Genomic DNA, 14802 nt, shown 5'->3' on the forward strand with positions numbered 1-14802 from the left:
GCGCCAAACCGCTATAGCAAGTAGGGCCAATGCACCCAAGTGCGCAGCGCCAACAGTCCACGCAGGGGCCGCATAAATCGCGTACTGTATGTCCGCCTGGACGGTGCAGCATGCGCGTGCCATCCTTTTCCGAATTGATACCAACTGTTGAACCATGAACATTGCCATGATTGGCACCGGCTATGTAGGTCTGGTGTCGGGAACGTGTTTTGCCGAAATGGGCAACCGCGTCGTATGTGTTGACATTGACGAGAACAAGGTCGATCAACTCAAGAACGGGCAGCTTCCGATCTACGAGCCCGACCTGGAGCACTACTTTAGCCGAAACACTTCGGAAGGACGGCTTACCTTTACCACCGACCTGGCCGAAGGCGTGGCCCATGCCGAACTCATCTTCCTGGCTCTGCCCACGCCTCCCGGCGAAGACGGATCTGCCGACCTCTCGTATGTGCTGAATGCCGCGGGCGAGATTGCGGACCTCATCGCGAACGAAGACGACGATCGCTATCGCCTCATCATCAACAAGAGCACCGTGCCGGTGGGTACCGCCGACCGCGTGCAGAACGTGATGGAAGAGGCGGGGCTGCAGGCCGGAGAGCAGTTCGATGTCGTGTCGAACCCCGAGTTCTTGCGCGAGGGTGTGGCTGTAGACGACTTCCTGAAGCCCGACCGCGTGGTTATTGGTACCTCCAGCGAGAAGGCCGCCAACATGATGACGCGCCTCTACGAACCGTTTGTGCGGCAGGGCAATCCCATCGTCGTGGTCGACGAGCGTTCTGCTGAGATGATCAAGTACGCGGCCAACTCCATTCTGGCCACGCGCATCTCGTTCATGAACGAAATCGCCAACCTGTGTGAGAAGGTCGGGGCCAATGTTGACAAGGTGCGCCTCGGTATCAGCAAAGATCACCGCATCGGACGCCACTTCTTGTATGCGGGCATCGGATTCGGCGGCAGCTGCTTCCCGAAAGATGTACAGGCGCTGCATCGCACCGGACGCCAGAACGATTACAATTTCAAGATTCTGGATTCGGTGCTCAAGGTGAACGACCAGCAGCGCGAACTGCTCGCTGAGCGCGTCATTGACTACTTCGATGGCGATGTAAGCGGCAAGAAGGTCGCCATCTGGGGGCTTTCGTTTAAGCCGAACACCGACGACATTCGCGAAGCGCCCTCGCACATCATCATCCGCGCGCTGCTCGACGCAGGCGCCGAGGTCGTGGGCTACGACCCGGAAGCCATCGAGACCACGCGCCGCGTGTTTGGCGATGCGATTGACTACGCCGACGATATGTACAGCGCCCTCGATGGGGCCGACGTGCTCGTCATCTGCACCGAGTGGAACGCCTTCCGCCGTCCCGACTTGGCCGATGTGCGCGACCGACTGGCCGAGCCGGTCATCTTTGACGGACGTAACGTGTTCGACCCGAAGCGCATGGCCGAGATGGGCTTCATCTACTCCAGCATTGGGCGTCCGTCGCTGCCGCCGGAAAACGACGAAGCGGCCATCGAGACCGCCCTCTCTGAAAACGGGCAGCCTGCGTAGCCGCCCGGCTCCTGATTATTATGGGGCGGACCTGCGCATCCGCCCTGGTTTCTTGCTATCGCCCACAGCCTCATGCCACGCACACTCATCACCGGCGGTGCCGGGTTCCTGGGGTCGCACCTGTGCGACCGGTTCATTGCCGAGGGCCACGAAGTCCTCTGTATGGATAACCTCGTTACTGGCAACACCGACAACATTGCGCATCTGTTTGAGCGCCCGGATGAGCAGTTCAAGTTCATCCACCACGATGTGACGGACTACATTCACGTGGGCGGCGAGCTCGACTATGTGCTCCACTTTGCCAGCCCGGCCTCGCCCGCCGACTACCTGCGCCTGCCAATTCAGACGCTCAAGGTGGGCGCGCTGGGTACGCACAAGGCGCTGGGGCTGGCTAAGGCGAAGGGGGCCCGATTGCTCCTCGCCTCCACCAGTGAAGTGTACGGCGACCCGCTTGTGCATCCGCAACCCGAAGACTACTGGGGCAACGTGAATCCCATTGGCTCGCGCGGGGTGTACGACGAAGCCAAGCGCTTTGCCGAAGCCATCACCATGGCGTATCAGCGCTACCACGGCGTGGAAACGCGCATCGTGCGCATCTTCAACACGTACGGTCCGCACATGCGGCTCGACGACGGACGCGCGCTGCCCACGTTTATGGGGCAGGCCCTTCGGGGCGAGCCGCTCACCGTGTACGGCGATGGGAGCCAGACGCGCTCCTTTTGCTATGTAGATGACCTTGTGGAGGGCATCTACCGCTTGTTGCTGAGCGACGAAAACGAGCCGGTGAACATTGGCAACACGGAGGAGATTACCATCAAGGCGTTTGCTGAGGAGATCATCGAACTGACGGACTCAGGGAGCACCATCACGTACGAGCCGCTGCCGCAAGACGACCCGCAGGTGCGCGAGCCCGATATCTCAAAGGCGCAGCGCACGCTCGACTGGGCTCCGCAGGTGGAGCGTCGCGACGGCTTGCGCAAGACGCTCGACTACTTTCAGGACGCCGTTGAAGCATCAACCACCGCGTAACTCCTACGCTCGTCCCCGTTCTGACCGACATCATCTACACAACTCGACCGCGTTTTTTATAACGCACCCATTGCATATGAGTGTATCATCTGAAACCGCCCGCCATCTGGATACCCTGGAGTCTGAGGGTATCCACGTCATTCGTGAAACCGCAGCGCAGTTTGAGCGCCCCGTGCTTATGTTCTCGGGAGGCAAAGACTCGCTTACCATGACGCACCTGGCGCGCAAGGCGTTCTATCCAGAGCCTATCCCGTTTCCGCTGCTGCATGTGGATACGGGGCATAACTTCCCCGAAACCCTGCGCTTTCGCGATGACCTCATGGAGCGCATCGGAGCCAATCTGATTGTGCGTACCGTGCAGGAATCCATCGACAAAGGGCGCGTCAAAGAGGAGCAGGGGCCCAACGCCAGTCGCAACAAGCTGCAGATCGTGACGCTGCTCGACGCGCTCGACGAACTCGACGTAGATGCCGCCCTCGGGGGCGCGCGCCGCGACGAGGAAAAAGCCCGTGCCAAGGAGCGCTTCTTCTCACACCGCGACCGCTTCGGGCAGTGGGATCCGAAGAAGCAGCGCCCTGAACTGTGGAATCAGTACAACGGCCGCCGCAACCCGGGCGAGCACTTCCGGGTCTTTCCGCTGAGCAACTGGACGGAGCTCGATGTGTGGCAGTATATCGAGCGCGAAGGGTTGGAGATTCCAAGCCTCTACCTGGCGCACAAGCGCGACGTGGTCGAACGCGATGGCTCGCTCCTCGCCAAATCCGACTACATCTCGCTGCGCGATGGTGAGCACTACGCCGAGAAGATGGTCCGCTTCCGCACCATTGGCGACATGACGTGCACCGGCGCCATCGAATCGACGGCCACGACCATTCCCGAGGTCATCGAAGAGGTCGCCACGGCCACCCACTCCGAACGCGGTGGACGCACCGACGATCAGCGCTCGGAAGCGGCCATGGAAGATCGCAAGCGCAAAGGATACTTTTAGCGCATTGCTGGCTCCCCTCCATATCTCTAAACCGTACACAGATTACACTTTATGGACTTACTCCGATTTACGACTGCAGGCAGTGTCGATGATGGCAAGAGCACGCTCATTGGGCGGCTCTTCTACGACACGCAGGCCATCTTCGAAGAGAAGATGTCCGAGATTCAGCGCAACACGCAGCGCGACGACGAAGACCTGGAGCTGGCGCTCCTGACCGACGGGCTGCGCGCTGAGCGCGAACAGGGCATCACGATCGATGTGGCCTATCGCTACTTTGCCACGCCGAAGCGCAAGTTCATCATCGCCGACACGCCGGGCCACGAGCAGTACACCCGCAACATGGTGACCGGCGCCTCCACCGCCGAGCTTGCCATTGTGCTGCTGGATGCGCGCAAAGGCGTGCTCGAACAGTCGCATCGCCACGCGTTCATCGCGTCGCTGCTGCAGATTCCGCACATGATTGTGGCGGTCAACAAGATGGACCTGGTCGACTACGACGAGGACCGCTTCCGCGAGATCGTGGACGAGTTCCGCGACTTTGCCGACAAGCTCGATGTGAACGACATCACCTTCATCCCGATCTCGGCGCTGAAGGGCGACAACGTGGTCACCGAAAGCGAGAAGACGCCGTGGTATCAGGGTGCTACGCTGCTGCATCGCCTGGAGACGGTGAAGACGCAGACCGACCGCAATCAGGTCGATTTCCGCTTCCCCGTGCAGAACGTGATTCGTCCGCACCAGGACTTTCGCGGATTCGCCGGGCAAGTGGCCTCCGGCAGCGTGCGTCCGGGCGAGGAGGTCGTCGTGCTACCTTCGAACCTGACCACCGAGGTCGAAAGCATCGTCACGCTCGACGGCGAACAAGACCAGGCCAGCCCCGGCGAGTCGGTCGTGATTTCGCTGACCGACGAGATCGACGTGAGCCGCGGCTCCATGATCGTACGCAGCCGCAACCGCCCCGAAGTCACGCGGCAGGTGGATGCAGATCTCTGCTGGATGGACGAAGAGAAGCTGCGGACCGATCGTCCGTACATTGTGCAGCATGGCACGCGGGAGACGCAGGCATACGTGTCGAACCTGGTCTATCGCATCAACGTGAAGACGCTGCACCGCGAAGAGGCCGACACGCTCACGCTCAATGAAATTGGCCGCGTGGAGCTGGAGACCGCCGATCCGCTCTTCATTGATAGCTATCGCGTAAACCGGCATACAGGCCGTTTCATCCTCGTCGATCCGGACACCAATGCGACTGTAGCGGGCGGCATGATTCGCGGCGTGGGGCAAGACGTCGCCGCCGTAGGCGAAGAAAGCACCACGCGCAAGGAGCAGCAAACGAGTCCGAACGTCGTGTGGGAAGGACTGGCCATTCCGCGCGAAGAGCGCGAAGCCAAGAATGGCCACAAAGCCGCTGTAATGTGGTTCACGGGCCTTTCGGGGGCCGGCAAATCGACCGTGGCGAAGGCGCTGGAAGAACGCCTCTTCGACCGCGGCATCCAGACGATGCACCTCGACGGCGACAACGTGCGCCATGGCCTTTCGGGCGATCTGGGCTTCTCGGCCAACGACCGCGAGGAAAACGTGCGGCGCGTGGGCGAAGTCTCGCGCCTCTTCTTCGAGCAGGGCACATTCACCCTCTGCACGTTCGTTTCGCCCTACCGCGAAGACCGCACCCGCGTCCGCGAACTGCTGCCCGAGGGGCGCTTCCTCGAAGTGCACGTCGATTGTGCGCTGGAGGTCTGCAAAGAGCGCGATCCGAAGGGGCTGTACGAGAAAGCCGAGAAGGGCGAAATCTCGAACTTCACCGGCGTCTCTGCTCCGTACGAAGAACCGGAAGATCCTGAAATTGTCGTGCGCACCGACGAACATGACGTAGAAACCTGCGTGGATCAGATCGTTGATGCGCTCGAAGCACGCGGCCTGATTCCCGAAGCTGAGTAAGACTTAGTTTCCACGTAGCAGCGTAACGCAAAGAGCGCATGGGCCTGCCTGGCTGGTGCGCTCTTTTTTTTGAGACGCTCCTTTTTTACTGATACGAACTGTCCGAATCCCCCTGACTGCTCATGATTGATCTTGGCATTTGGCTGCCCATTTTTGGTGGATGGCTCCGCAACGTAGAGGACGAAGGCATGCCGCCTACGTTCGACTACAACAAGCAGGTGGCGCAAGCCGCCGACCAGCACGGCTTTTCGACGATTCTGATTGCCGAACTGAACCTGAACGACATCAAAGGTATCGAGGCGCCGAGCCTGGAGTGTTGGACGACCACTGCGGGACTCGCCCCCGTCACCGAAAACATTCGGCTGATGGCAGCGCTGCGTCCGGGGTTTCGTTCGCCTGCCGTAGCCGCAAAGATGGCGGCCAACATTGACCATATGTCGAACGGCCGCTTCGAGATTAACCTCGTCTCGGGCTGGTGGGAGGAGGAGATGAAGATGTACGCGGGCGAGTGGATCGAGCACGACTCCCGCTACGAACGCTCGCGCGAGTTTGTGGACATCATGCGCGGGGTGTGGACCGAAGATCGCTTTTCGCACGACGGCGAGTTCTACACCGTTGAGAACACGGTCCTTGCGCCGAAGCCGGTGCAAGACGGTGGCATTCCGCTGTACGCGGGCGGCGGTTCTGAGGCCGGGCGCACCTTCATCGCCGAGCAGTGCGACCACTACCTGATGCACGGCGGCTCGGTCGATAAGATTGCGGGCGACATCGAGGACCTGCGCGAGCGCCGCGCCCAGGCGGGCCACAACCCAGATGCTATGCAGTTTGGCATGGCCGCATACATGATCTGCCGGGAGACGGAAGCTGAGGCGCAGGCCGAGTTGGAGCGCATCACCACCGTCGATTACGAAGCGGAAGGGTTCGACAGCTACGACGACTTTGTGGCAAACTCGGAGCTCGATTCCGAGGTCGACCTGAAGGACTACTCGGTCTCCAACCGCGGCCTGCGCCCGAACCTGGTTGGCACGCCCGATCAGATCGTAGAGCGCCTGAATGCCTACGCCGATGTAGGCCTCGACCTGGTGATCGTGCAGTGCAGCCCAATGCTCGAAGAGGTAGAGCGCATCGGCCAAGAGGTTATCCCGCGTCTGAAGAACGTAGCAGCGGCGTGACCACGGTCTGCCGATCAGGTTGGACGTTCTGTAGGGACACGGCGCGCCGTGTCCCTACTTCTTTTTGGCTGATCACTCCACGATGACCGTATGCGTGAGCGTGACGAGTTTATCGAGATTGTTGGTCCACAACCGATCGCGCCCATTCACAGCAATGGTGCCCATGCCCGGCTCCCGAAAGGTCACCGAAATGGTGCGTGGCATTTCAGCAATGACCCAGGTGCATGCCGTCTGGTGCCCATTGCCTCCATCGTATGGCGTGATGGTGGTACGCATTGGTGCGCGCTCGACCTCCTCGCGTACTGCCTGCACGCAGGAGCTGAAGCCGAAGGTGGTCACTGTGACGTCAAACGCCTGCCCCGCCTGTGCGGTGTCGGGGGCCACGAGTGGAGCCGTAGGCGTGATGCCTTCACCAATAAATCCAATATACGCATCAACGGGATCTTTGTCGGACGAATTACCCCCCAGAAAGTCGCATCCGGTAGCAATCGTGATGAGCAGCGCAAAAGCGATTAGAGAGCGGGTAGACCGTATCATGAGATTAGTTGGGACTGTTCTACACTTTGCAGGTTCTACACACAGTATGCACGTCCCCATGCGTTGCAATGTTGCATGTCGCACGGCCGCGTCTACGCCTGCCCATTCTCGGATGTGGCGTGCGGGAGTTCAAACTGAAAGCGGGTGCCGCGCCCTTCGGTGCTCTCCACGCTGACGGACTCGCCGTGCGCCTGCAAGATCTGGTTTACGATGCTAAGGCCGAGTCCTGTGCCGCCGCTCTCGCGTGAGCGATGCGGATCGACGCGGTAGAAGCGCTCAAAGATGCGCTCCAGGTGTTCTTCGGGGATGCCCTTGCCGGTATCCACCACGTCGATGCGCACCTTATCCTTGCGGCGCGTCACGCGGCAGCGTACGGTGCCCTCGTCGGTGTATGCGATGGCGTTCTCGATCAGGTTTACGAGCACCTGCCGGATGCGTGAGCGGTCGGCATTCACCTCAAAGCTGGGGATGTCGACCTCCAGGTTGAGCCCCTTCTTGTCGGCTTTGGGGCGCAGCATCTCGACGACCTCATCCACCAGATCCTTCAGGTTAAAGACGCGCCGGTCGATTAGATCCTCGCGGTATTCCAGGCGCGCAATCTCGATCAGGTCGTTGAAGAGGTTCTGCAGGCGCTGCAGGTTGTTGAGCCCCTTCTCGGCATACCGGGTGCGCTGCTCCTCCGAAAGCCGCGAGGTGCCAAGCGCCTCCAGGTAGCCGCTAATGGAGAAAATCGGGTTGCGCACCTCGTGCGATACGTTCCCGATGAACTCGCTCTGCAGCTGCGCCATCCGCTCCAGCTCGTTGATCTTATCGCGAAAGCTGTCGGAGGCGCGATTGAGGCTCTCGGCCAGATCCTGAAACTCCGCTGCCCGGCTGTCAATGCGGATGCGTCCGGTAAGCTGCCCTCGGCTCACGCGCTGCGCGGTGTTGCGGATGCGCTTGAGGGGCGTTGTAATTTTGGAGGCAGCAACCCAGCTTCCAAGCACTGTCAGGATCAGTGCCAGCACCATCCCGGCAAGAATGACAATCTGGCTCCGCTCCAGCAGGCTGTACAGCGGCGACGAGGGCTGGCCCACCTGTACAACCATGTTGGACTCGGGGCGATACAGCGTGGCGTAGAAGACCCGGGGCTCGTTCAGATTCAGCCGGTTTTGGTAGCGGATGGTTGAAGCGGAAAGGGTATTGAGCGCTTCGACATTGAAAAAGCGAGTGCTGTCGGTAGGAGCAGGGTCTGGGTCGAATGGCATGCTGCCGAGTACGGTATCGGGTGTGGCCACCGTGACCGACCACTCGGTCATGCTCTGCAGATGGCGCAATGCGTCGCCGCGTTCAGAAGCGGTAGAGAGCTCACCCATCTGGAGGGCCACCCGCTCGGCCTGGTTGTTCAGCGTGCGCTCCAGCGCGTTCTCGACATCGCTCTTGAAGATAAAGAAGACATACAGCGCAACCAACACCACCGCCGCGCCCACGAAGAGCGTGAAGGTAGAGACCATCCAGAACTGGGTTTCCTTACGCTCGGGGACCAGGCGGCTCCAAAGAGAATTGGACACAAATCGATGCAATTAATGAGCAGAATGAGAGGCGGCTGAGACCATCTCGTCGACAAAGGCAAAAGGGAAGGGCCTGGCGTACACAAGGTACATCCAGGCCCTTTCCGTTTTCGTTAAGGCTGTAACGCGCATAGCGTAGCCCGGCGGGCGCAGCATTACGCTTCGGCGGACACTTCTTTGATGAAACGGTAGCCCACGCCGCGCACGGTCTGAATGTGCTCGGCAAAGTCGCCGAGCTTCTCGCGCAGATTCTTGATGTGTGCGTCTACGGTGCGCTCGGTGACCATCATGTGGTCTTTCCAGATGGTTTCGAGCAGCTGCTGGCGAGTGAAGGCCTTCTTCGGATGGCGCACCAGGTAGCGTAGCAGTTCGAATTCGGTCAGCGTAAGCTCGAGGTCTTCGCCACGTAGATGCGCCTTGTACTCATCCTCGTAGATGGTAAGGTCGCCCTCTTCCACCACGCTGCTTTCCTCGACGCCCGAGCGGCGCAGCACAGCCTTCACGTGGGCCACGAGCAGCTCTTTCCAGCCCGACTCTTTCGTGAGGTAGTCGTCGGCACCAATCGTGAGACCCTCGATCTGGTCTTCCACTTCCGACTTGGCGCTGAGAAAGATGATCGGAATCATCTCTGTTTCGACGCGGGAGCGCAGTTTTTCGCACACCTCAAAGCCATCCATGCCCGGCATCATCACATCGAGAATGACCAGGTTGGTATCGGAGTTGACCTTTTCCAGGGCTTCCTCCCCGTCGTAGGCTTGGTGCACGTTGTATCCTTCGGCACGCAGGAAGTCGCTTACGAGCTCAACGACGTTGCGCTCGTCATCAACAACCAGAATATCGATCTCGCTGGGGTTTGCAGTAATGGGCATGGGTATCCGTAAAAATTAAAAGGAGAACAACGGCAGTACAGGCTACAAAGCAGGACCGTGATACAAAAGCGGGTCCCGGTCTCAGCACAGCGCTCCGTGCATGGAGGCGCGCCCTGCAAAGCGCAAAAGCCCCGGGAGGCGTCGCGGCATCCGCGACACGGCGGGAAAATCAGGGCTTGTGCAAAGGGCGTGCAGCTGCAGACTGATTAATTGGTATGAATGCAGTGGAATTAACGATGATAGTCTCTCTATATTGTTCCATTATCCGCAACAGACGTCGCCGGAGCGTCGCAGTAATGGCGTGGAACGCGGGGGGCAAGCTGGCACGCGATTTCGTAAGGGATGGTATCACTCCACCGCGCCACATCGTGCAGGGTAGGACCTGCTGCGTCGAACAGCACGGCACGGTCGCCGACTGACGTGCGCTGAGCAAGGGCACTGGTAGGGGAACCGAGGTCGACCATGCACAGATCCATGCACACGCGGCCCACCATGGGGCGCAAGGTGCCATGGAGGCGCACATGGGCATGGCCCGAGGCGGCACGAGGGTAGCCATCGCCGTATCCGATGCTCAGCGTGGCTACCTGTGTAGCGCGTGGAGCTGTCCACTGGGCCCCGTACGACACGGTTTCGCCCTCGGGCACTGTGTGGGTATGAATCACCCGTGCACTCAGCGACAGCACGGGGCGGAGCGCATGGCCTGAGTCAGCGATACCGGTCGGGGCAGGGATCGAGGTGAGTCCGTACAGCCCGAGTCCTGCCCGTACGTAGTGGGCATCAGGGGGGAGCCGGGTAGACAAATGTGAGAGGGCATCGGTGTTGGCGACGTGCACAGCTGCAGGAGCCGGATGCAGCGTGCGAAGGACATCGGCAAACCGTTCTAACTGCGTGGCATTGAGCGGGTGGTCGGGGGTGTCGGCCGTCGCCAGGTGGGTGTAGATGCCTGTTGCCTCCACAGACGAGGCCTGGTGCAAGCGCGTCCACCATGTGGATACGTCGGTATAGTTCAACCCAAGGCGATGCATGCCCGTATCCACATTCAGGTGGGCCGGCAGGGGGGCGTCGAGCGTTGCTGTTGCAAGCATGCGCGCAACCGGCACGCTCGTTACAGAAGCGTGCAAGCGATGAGCCGTGTAGGCAGAGAGTTCGTCGGATGTGGGAGGAGCCAGCACCAGGATAAGCCCCTCAATGCCCAGTTGCCGCAGCGTAATGGCCTCGTGAAGACGAGCGACTGCAAATGCCTGAACTCCGGCCTCCTGAAGCAGAGGAGCTACGGTGCGAACCCCATGCCCATACGCGTCGGCTTTGAGTACAGCCATGAGTGCTGACGGGCGGGCGCGGGTACGAAGCACGTGCACGTTATGACGGAGGCGATCGGTGCGTATGGTAGCGTGCACCGCAGCGTTGGGCATGAGGGAGCATACAAGGTAACAGGTACAGGTGGGAGATGCATAGCATACTGCTTTGGAGCAGGTTCCCCAGCGCAGATAGCATTCCGAAGAACTGGAAACAGGTGCGCATCGCCATGGGATGAGAACAGCATACAGGCTGTGCGCAGCGGAACATCTGAGGATTAAAGTGCTATCTTATGTTCACAGTTTCTAAACGAAAAATACTGTCATCGAATGCCCATGGCTGCCTCTTCGTCCGAGTCTGACGTTGCCCCAATTTTGCAGGTTGCCCACACCAGCGCGCACATGCGCCGCCATTGCCACGAGGCGCTGCAGAGCGAGGGGCCTTGCATCGTGCTGGCCGGGGGCACGCGTGCCGAGCGCCAGCAGACGTTTGGAACGATCATCGACCTGGCCGATCAGAACGCCCTGCAGTTCCGTGCGGCTTCGTTGGTTGGGGAGCGCCGCAAGCATACGCAGAACAGTCTGCGCAAGGTGTTCGATAGCGGATCTGAAGAGCGAGCGCTCCTCTTTGTAGATGGTCTTGACACCCTGCTCACGTGGCATCACGTCGATGAGCCCGCAACTACCGATGAAGACGCGATGCCGTCTACCGCCGAGTATTTCTTTCAGCGTGTAGAATCCTATCTGTATCCCGTTGTACTTGGCGTTGACAATGCTGTGCACGTTGATGCATTGCGCCAATGCAGCCCTCATCTCGTTATTACACACGGAAGTCCCGAAGGCACCGCGGTCTGATTTCAGGTCACAGTCTTCCTGTACAGGGTGCAATAGCGTTGTCCGTCGCCGGTGCATCACGCGGCACATCCGCTTGGGGCGGGCGTACGGGCCAGTGTCTTGCTCTTCCCACAACGCCTTCGCTGGTTATGGACCGGATTGCCCAACTCGAATCGTTTCTGGACGACGATCCCGATGACGCGTTTACGCAGTTTGCGCTGGCCCAGGAGCACCTGAAACAAGGGGACCTGAACACCGCCCAGGAATACTTTGAGACGCTGGTGGCCGAGCAGCCTGACTATGTGGGCACGTATTATCATTTGGGCAAACTCTACGAGCGTCGCGGCGCGGTAGAGCAGGCTATCGAAACGTACGAGCAGGGCATTGAGGTGGCCCGCACGCAGCGCGATCGCAAGAACCTGTCGGAGCTCCAGGATGCGCTGATGCAGGCGAAAGGCGTCGGGTTTTAGTAAGAGGGATACACAGGTGTCTGCTGTCTAACGACCCAGATAGTTTATGAACGACACATGCTACCGGATGTGCGGGTGGGGACTTCTACTTGTTGGGCTGCTTCTGGGCGCCCCGTCAGTCGCTCACGCCCAAACCGATACCACCTACGTCGTGAAGTCAGGCGACACGCTCTACAGCATTGCACAGCGCGTAGGGGCCTCCGTGCGGGCGCTGCAAGCCTGGAACGAGCTTGACGGCACCGCGCTGGCTATTGGCGACACGCTGCGCGTGCGTCCGCTTCAGCGAGGATCTTCGCCGCAAGACAGAGCATCAGAGGAGCACGCCTCTCAACGCCGTGCGCCTCTCAACACGGAGCCACTGGCCGACAGCCTGCCCCCGGTTGAGCCGGTTGAGCCTTCCACCGATACAACAGCAGACCCCGCTGCACCCTCTTCGGCCTCGCAAAGCACATCGGATGCGTCTGCCCCCGATTCGTCATCTGCCGATGCCCCTGAATCTGCTCCTGATGACCAGGCTGAATCGCGCTCCTCGTCGGCGCGTGATGAAGATGCTGAAGATCAGGTATCGTGGCAGTTGGTCGAGCGTCCAGAAGGGGCGACATGGATTGACCTGGCACTGCAGACCGGTATCACCGCCGATTCGCTCTGGCGCCGCAACGACATGCCAGCCCAGGTGCCCGATCAGGTCTACGTACCCACAGAGTCCGTTCAGGCGGAGCAGCACACGGTGGCCTCGGGCGAGACGCTCTACAGCCTCGCAGGCCAGTACGGCGTGAGCGTACGTGCGCTTCAGGCCGCCAACGACCTTGACGCGACGAACCTGAGCATTGGGCAAACGCTTCGCATCCCCAGCCAGCAGTCTATGCTGACAGGCGCCTGGGCGCCGCCTGATACGGCTCAGGTGGCAGCATTTCCATCGGCATTTGCCGGACGACTCACAGCCAGCGGCGTAAGCTATGCCCCCGAAACCCTGGTGGGCAGTCATCCAACCCTGCCCTACCACTCCGTAGTGCTGGTATCGCACCCGGTCGGTGCCGCTCCCGAGGAGGCCCGCCACGTGTTCGTGCGTATTGTTGACCGGAGCGTAAACGGGCCTGAAGTGTCGACCGCTGCTGCCGAGGCACTGGAGCTACAGGGCACAGCGTCTGTGGCATTGCGCGTGGTGTGGCGCGCTCCCGAATAGCTTGGGGTTCCATCACGCCCTGCGAACAGATGCGCCCGCTCGGCATAGGCAAATGTGCCCGTTGTTTTCTCAACGCTCCGCCGCGCCCTGATGTCCAACGCTAATGCTTCATTCGAATGGCCTGCCTGGGTGCAAGCTGGGCTGTTTTTCGTACTGGCCTTTGGGGGGATTCAGGGCGTATCGGCAATGCTGCAAGGTACCATCACACTTCCGGCGCTTGTCAGCGCCCTGATAGCAGCTCTTACCGGCGCAGGCATTGTGTACAGCTACGAATGGCGACGCCAAGCCGGCGTGTTCGATCCGCCGCCTGCACCTAAAGCAGAGGCATCCGAAGAAACAGATGTTCGTGCACCCAACGCCGAAGCCTCTGCATCCTCCGCCCAAGATGCCGCATCGTCATAGCACAAGTCGCCCACTATCGCGACGCGACAGTGCGCTGACATTTCGACATACGAGCAGATCTGGGCACAGCGTTTGACGCTCTTGCCGTACAACATGGGTTGTATGAAGTAAACGGAAGAGGTCGTATGAGTACACTTCGCACTGCAGGCCTGATGGCCTTTATGATGGTCCTGTTTGCCCTGGTGGGACACGCACTGGGCGGCACAGGCGGCATGACCGTTGCCTTGGTCATTGCACTGGGCATGAACGTCTTCAGCTACTGGTTCAGCGACGCGATTGTCCTGAAGATGCACGGCGCACAGGAGATCAGTCGGGCCGATGCGCCTGCGTTGTACGACATGGTCGACCGGCTGCGCCGCCGCGCTGATCTGCCAATGCCACGCGTGTGCATCATCCCACAGGATCAGCCCAATGCGTTTGCTACAGGACGCAATCCAGACAACGGCGTGGTAGCTGTAACGCGGGGCATCATGCGCACGCTGAACCGCGAGGAGTTGGAGGGCGTGATTGCGCACGAACTGGCGCACATCAAGAACCGAGACATCCTCATCTCGTCGATTGCAGCCACTATGGCCGCTGCGATTACGCTGCTCGCCCGCTTTGGCTTTTTCTTTGGCGGCGGACGCGAACGCGGCGGCTTCGTTGGGGCGCTCCTGATGATGATTCTGGCGCCGGTGGCGGCTATGCTCATCCAGATGGCCATTTCGCGCTCGCGCGAGTACGTGGCCGACCGCGACGGGGCCCACATCGCTCAGAACCCGATGGGACTGGCGCGAGCGCTGCAGCGGCTGGAGTTGACAGCACAGCGACAGCCCATGCGGGGCGGCAGCGAAGCAACCTCGCATCTGTTCATCGTGAACCCGTTTTCGGGCGGGATGCGTGGGCTCAAAAGTCTCTTTTCTACGCATCCCTCCACCGAAGACCGCGTAGCACGTTTGAATGAGTTGGCGCGCACCGGTGTGTAGGCGACCGAGCATGCGGTTGTGCGT

Annotated in this window: 14 protein-coding genes; 10 read left to right on the forward strand and 4 right to left on the reverse strand. The window is 60.3% G+C overall.

Going from position 1 to position 14802, the window contains the following annotated elements; all coding sequences use genetic code 11:
• Positions 1–154 precede the first annotated feature (154 nt).
• The 5 genes from CRI93_RS10530 (at position 155) to CRI93_RS10550 (ending at position 6673) form a co-directional block, all read left to right on the forward strand.
• Positions 155–1546: a UDP-glucose dehydrogenase family protein gene (locus CRI93_RS10530; RefSeq protein ID WP_098062599.1), complete on the forward strand. Its 1392-nt coding sequence runs from the start codon at positions 155–157 to the stop codon at positions 1544–1546.
• 72 nt (positions 1547–1618) lie between these two features.
• Positions 1619–2575, forward strand: coding sequence for a UDP-glucuronic acid decarboxylase family protein (locus tag CRI93_RS10535; protein ID WP_098062600.1), 957 nt, complete (start codon positions 1619–1621; stop codon positions 2573–2575).
• Between the two features lie 76 nt (positions 2576–2651).
• Positions 2652–3563: a sulfate adenylyltransferase subunit CysD gene (gene cysD / locus CRI93_RS10540; protein ID WP_098062601.1), complete on the forward strand. Its 912-nt coding sequence runs from the start codon at positions 2652–2654 to the stop codon at positions 3561–3563.
• Positions 3564–3614: 51 nt separating this feature from the next.
• Positions 3615–5501 (forward strand): sulfate adenylyltransferase subunit CysN, encoded by a 1887-nt coding sequence (cysN, locus tag CRI93_RS10545; protein WP_098062602.1) that lies wholly within the window; start codon positions 3615–3617, stop codon positions 5499–5501.
• A gap of 125 nt (positions 5502–5626) precedes the next feature.
• Complete coding sequence (locus CRI93_RS10550; RefSeq protein ID WP_176521831.1) at positions 5627–6673, forward strand: LLM class flavin-dependent oxidoreductase; 1047 nt, start codon at positions 5627–5629, stop codon at positions 6671–6673.
• Between the two features lie 72 nt (positions 6674–6745).
• On the opposite strand, the gene CRI93_RS10555 is transcribed toward CRI93_RS10550, so the two are convergent.
• The 4 genes from CRI93_RS10555 to alr all read right to left on the reverse strand — a co-directional run bounded on the left by CRI93_RS10555 (position 6746) and on the right by alr (position 11041).
• Positions 6746–7210 (reverse strand): hypothetical protein, encoded by a 465-nt coding sequence (locus CRI93_RS10555; protein ID WP_098062604.1) that lies wholly within the window; start codon positions 7208–7210, stop codon positions 6746–6748.
• Positions 7211–7302: 92 nt separating this feature from the next.
• Positions 7303–8760: a sensor histidine kinase gene (locus tag CRI93_RS10560; RefSeq protein ID WP_245850460.1), complete on the reverse strand. Its 1458-nt coding sequence runs from the start codon at positions 8758–8760 to the stop codon at positions 7303–7305.
• 155 nt (positions 8761–8915) lie between these two features.
• Complete coding sequence (locus tag CRI93_RS10565; protein ID WP_098062606.1) at positions 8916–9629, reverse strand: response regulator transcription factor; 714 nt, start codon at positions 9627–9629, stop codon at positions 8916–8918.
• A 248-nt stretch (positions 9630–9877) separates the two neighbouring features.
• On the reverse strand, positions 9878–11041 hold the full coding sequence (gene alr, locus CRI93_RS10570) for an alanine racemase (RefSeq protein ID WP_098062607.1): 1164 nt from the start codon (positions 11039–11041) through the stop codon (positions 9878–9880).
• 219 nt (positions 11042–11260) lie between these two features.
• Here alr and CRI93_RS10575 point away from each other — a divergent pair, with 219 nt between their 5' ends.
• The 5 genes from CRI93_RS10575 to htpX all read left to right on the forward strand — a co-directional run bounded on the left by CRI93_RS10575 (position 11261) and on the right by htpX (position 14778).
• Positions 11261–11779, forward strand: coding sequence for a hypothetical protein (locus CRI93_RS10575; RefSeq protein WP_141491665.1), 519 nt, complete (start codon positions 11261–11263; stop codon positions 11777–11779).
• Between the two features lie 128 nt (positions 11780–11907).
• On the forward strand, positions 11908–12228 hold the full coding sequence (locus tag CRI93_RS10580; RefSeq protein WP_098062609.1) for a tetratricopeptide repeat protein: 321 nt from the start codon (positions 11908–11910) through the stop codon (positions 12226–12228).
• Between the two features lie 46 nt (positions 12229–12274).
• A complete protein-coding gene (locus tag CRI93_RS10585; protein ID WP_098062610.1) occupies positions 12275–13411 on the forward strand; it encodes a LysM peptidoglycan-binding domain-containing protein in 1137 nt (378 codons plus the stop codon).
• Positions 13412–13501: 90 nt separating this feature from the next.
• Positions 13502–13813, forward strand: coding sequence for a hypothetical protein (locus CRI93_RS10590; protein ID WP_098062611.1), 312 nt, complete (start codon positions 13502–13504; stop codon positions 13811–13813).
• A gap of 125 nt (positions 13814–13938) precedes the next feature.
• On the forward strand, positions 13939–14778 hold the full coding sequence (gene htpX, locus CRI93_RS10595) for a zinc metalloprotease HtpX (protein WP_098062612.1): 840 nt from the start codon (positions 13939–13941) through the stop codon (positions 14776–14778).
• Positions 14779–14802 lie beyond the last annotated feature (24 nt).

Origin of the sequence: Longimonas halophila, from assembly GCF_002554705.1 — a bacterium.
GTDB classification, from domain to species: Bacteria; Bacteroidota; Rhodothermia; order Rhodothermales; family Salinibacteraceae; genus Longimonas; species Longimonas halophila.

What these genes read in the sequence shown, in the direction of transcription:
- CRI93_RS10555 (WP_098062604.1), bottom strand. Translation starts at nt 7,210, where the DNA reads ATGATACGGTCTACCCGCTCTCTAATCGCTTTTGCGCTGCTCATCACG.
- alr (WP_098062607.1), bottom strand. Translation starts at nt 11,041, where the DNA reads ATGCCCAACGCTGCGGTGCACGCTACCATACGCACCGATCGCCTCCGT.
- CRI93_RS10535 (WP_098062600.1), top strand. Translation starts at nt 1,619, where the DNA reads ATGCCACGCACACTCATCACCGGCGGTGCCGGGTTCCTGGGGTCGCAC.
- CRI93_RS10565 (WP_098062606.1), bottom strand. Translation starts at nt 9,629, where the DNA reads ATGCCCATTACTGCAAACCCCAGCGAGATCGATATTCTGGTTGTTGAT.
- CRI93_RS10580 (WP_098062609.1), top strand. Translation starts at nt 11,908, where the DNA reads ATGGACCGGATTGCCCAACTCGAATCGTTTCTGGACGACGATCCCGAT.
- CRI93_RS10530 (WP_098062599.1), top strand. Translation starts at nt 155, where the DNA reads ATGAACATTGCCATGATTGGCACCGGCTATGTAGGTCTGGTGTCGGGA.
- CRI93_RS10590 (WP_098062611.1), top strand. Translation starts at nt 13,502, where the DNA reads ATGTCCAACGCTAATGCTTCATTCGAATGGCCTGCCTGGGTGCAAGCT.
- CRI93_RS10575 (WP_141491665.1), top strand. Translation starts at nt 11,261, where the DNA reads ATGGCTGCCTCTTCGTCCGAGTCTGACGTTGCCCCAATTTTGCAGGTT.
- CRI93_RS10585 (WP_098062610.1), top strand. Translation starts at nt 12,275, where the DNA reads ATGAACGACACATGCTACCGGATGTGCGGGTGGGGACTTCTACTTGTT.
- cysN (WP_098062602.1), top strand. Translation starts at nt 3,615, where the DNA reads ATGGACTTACTCCGATTTACGACTGCAGGCAGTGTCGATGATGGCAAG.
- cysD (WP_098062601.1), top strand. Translation starts at nt 2,652, where the DNA reads ATGAGTGTATCATCTGAAACCGCCCGCCATCTGGATACCCTGGAGTCT.
- htpX (WP_098062612.1), top strand. Translation starts at nt 13,939, where the DNA reads ATGAGTACACTTCGCACTGCAGGCCTGATGGCCTTTATGATGGTCCTG.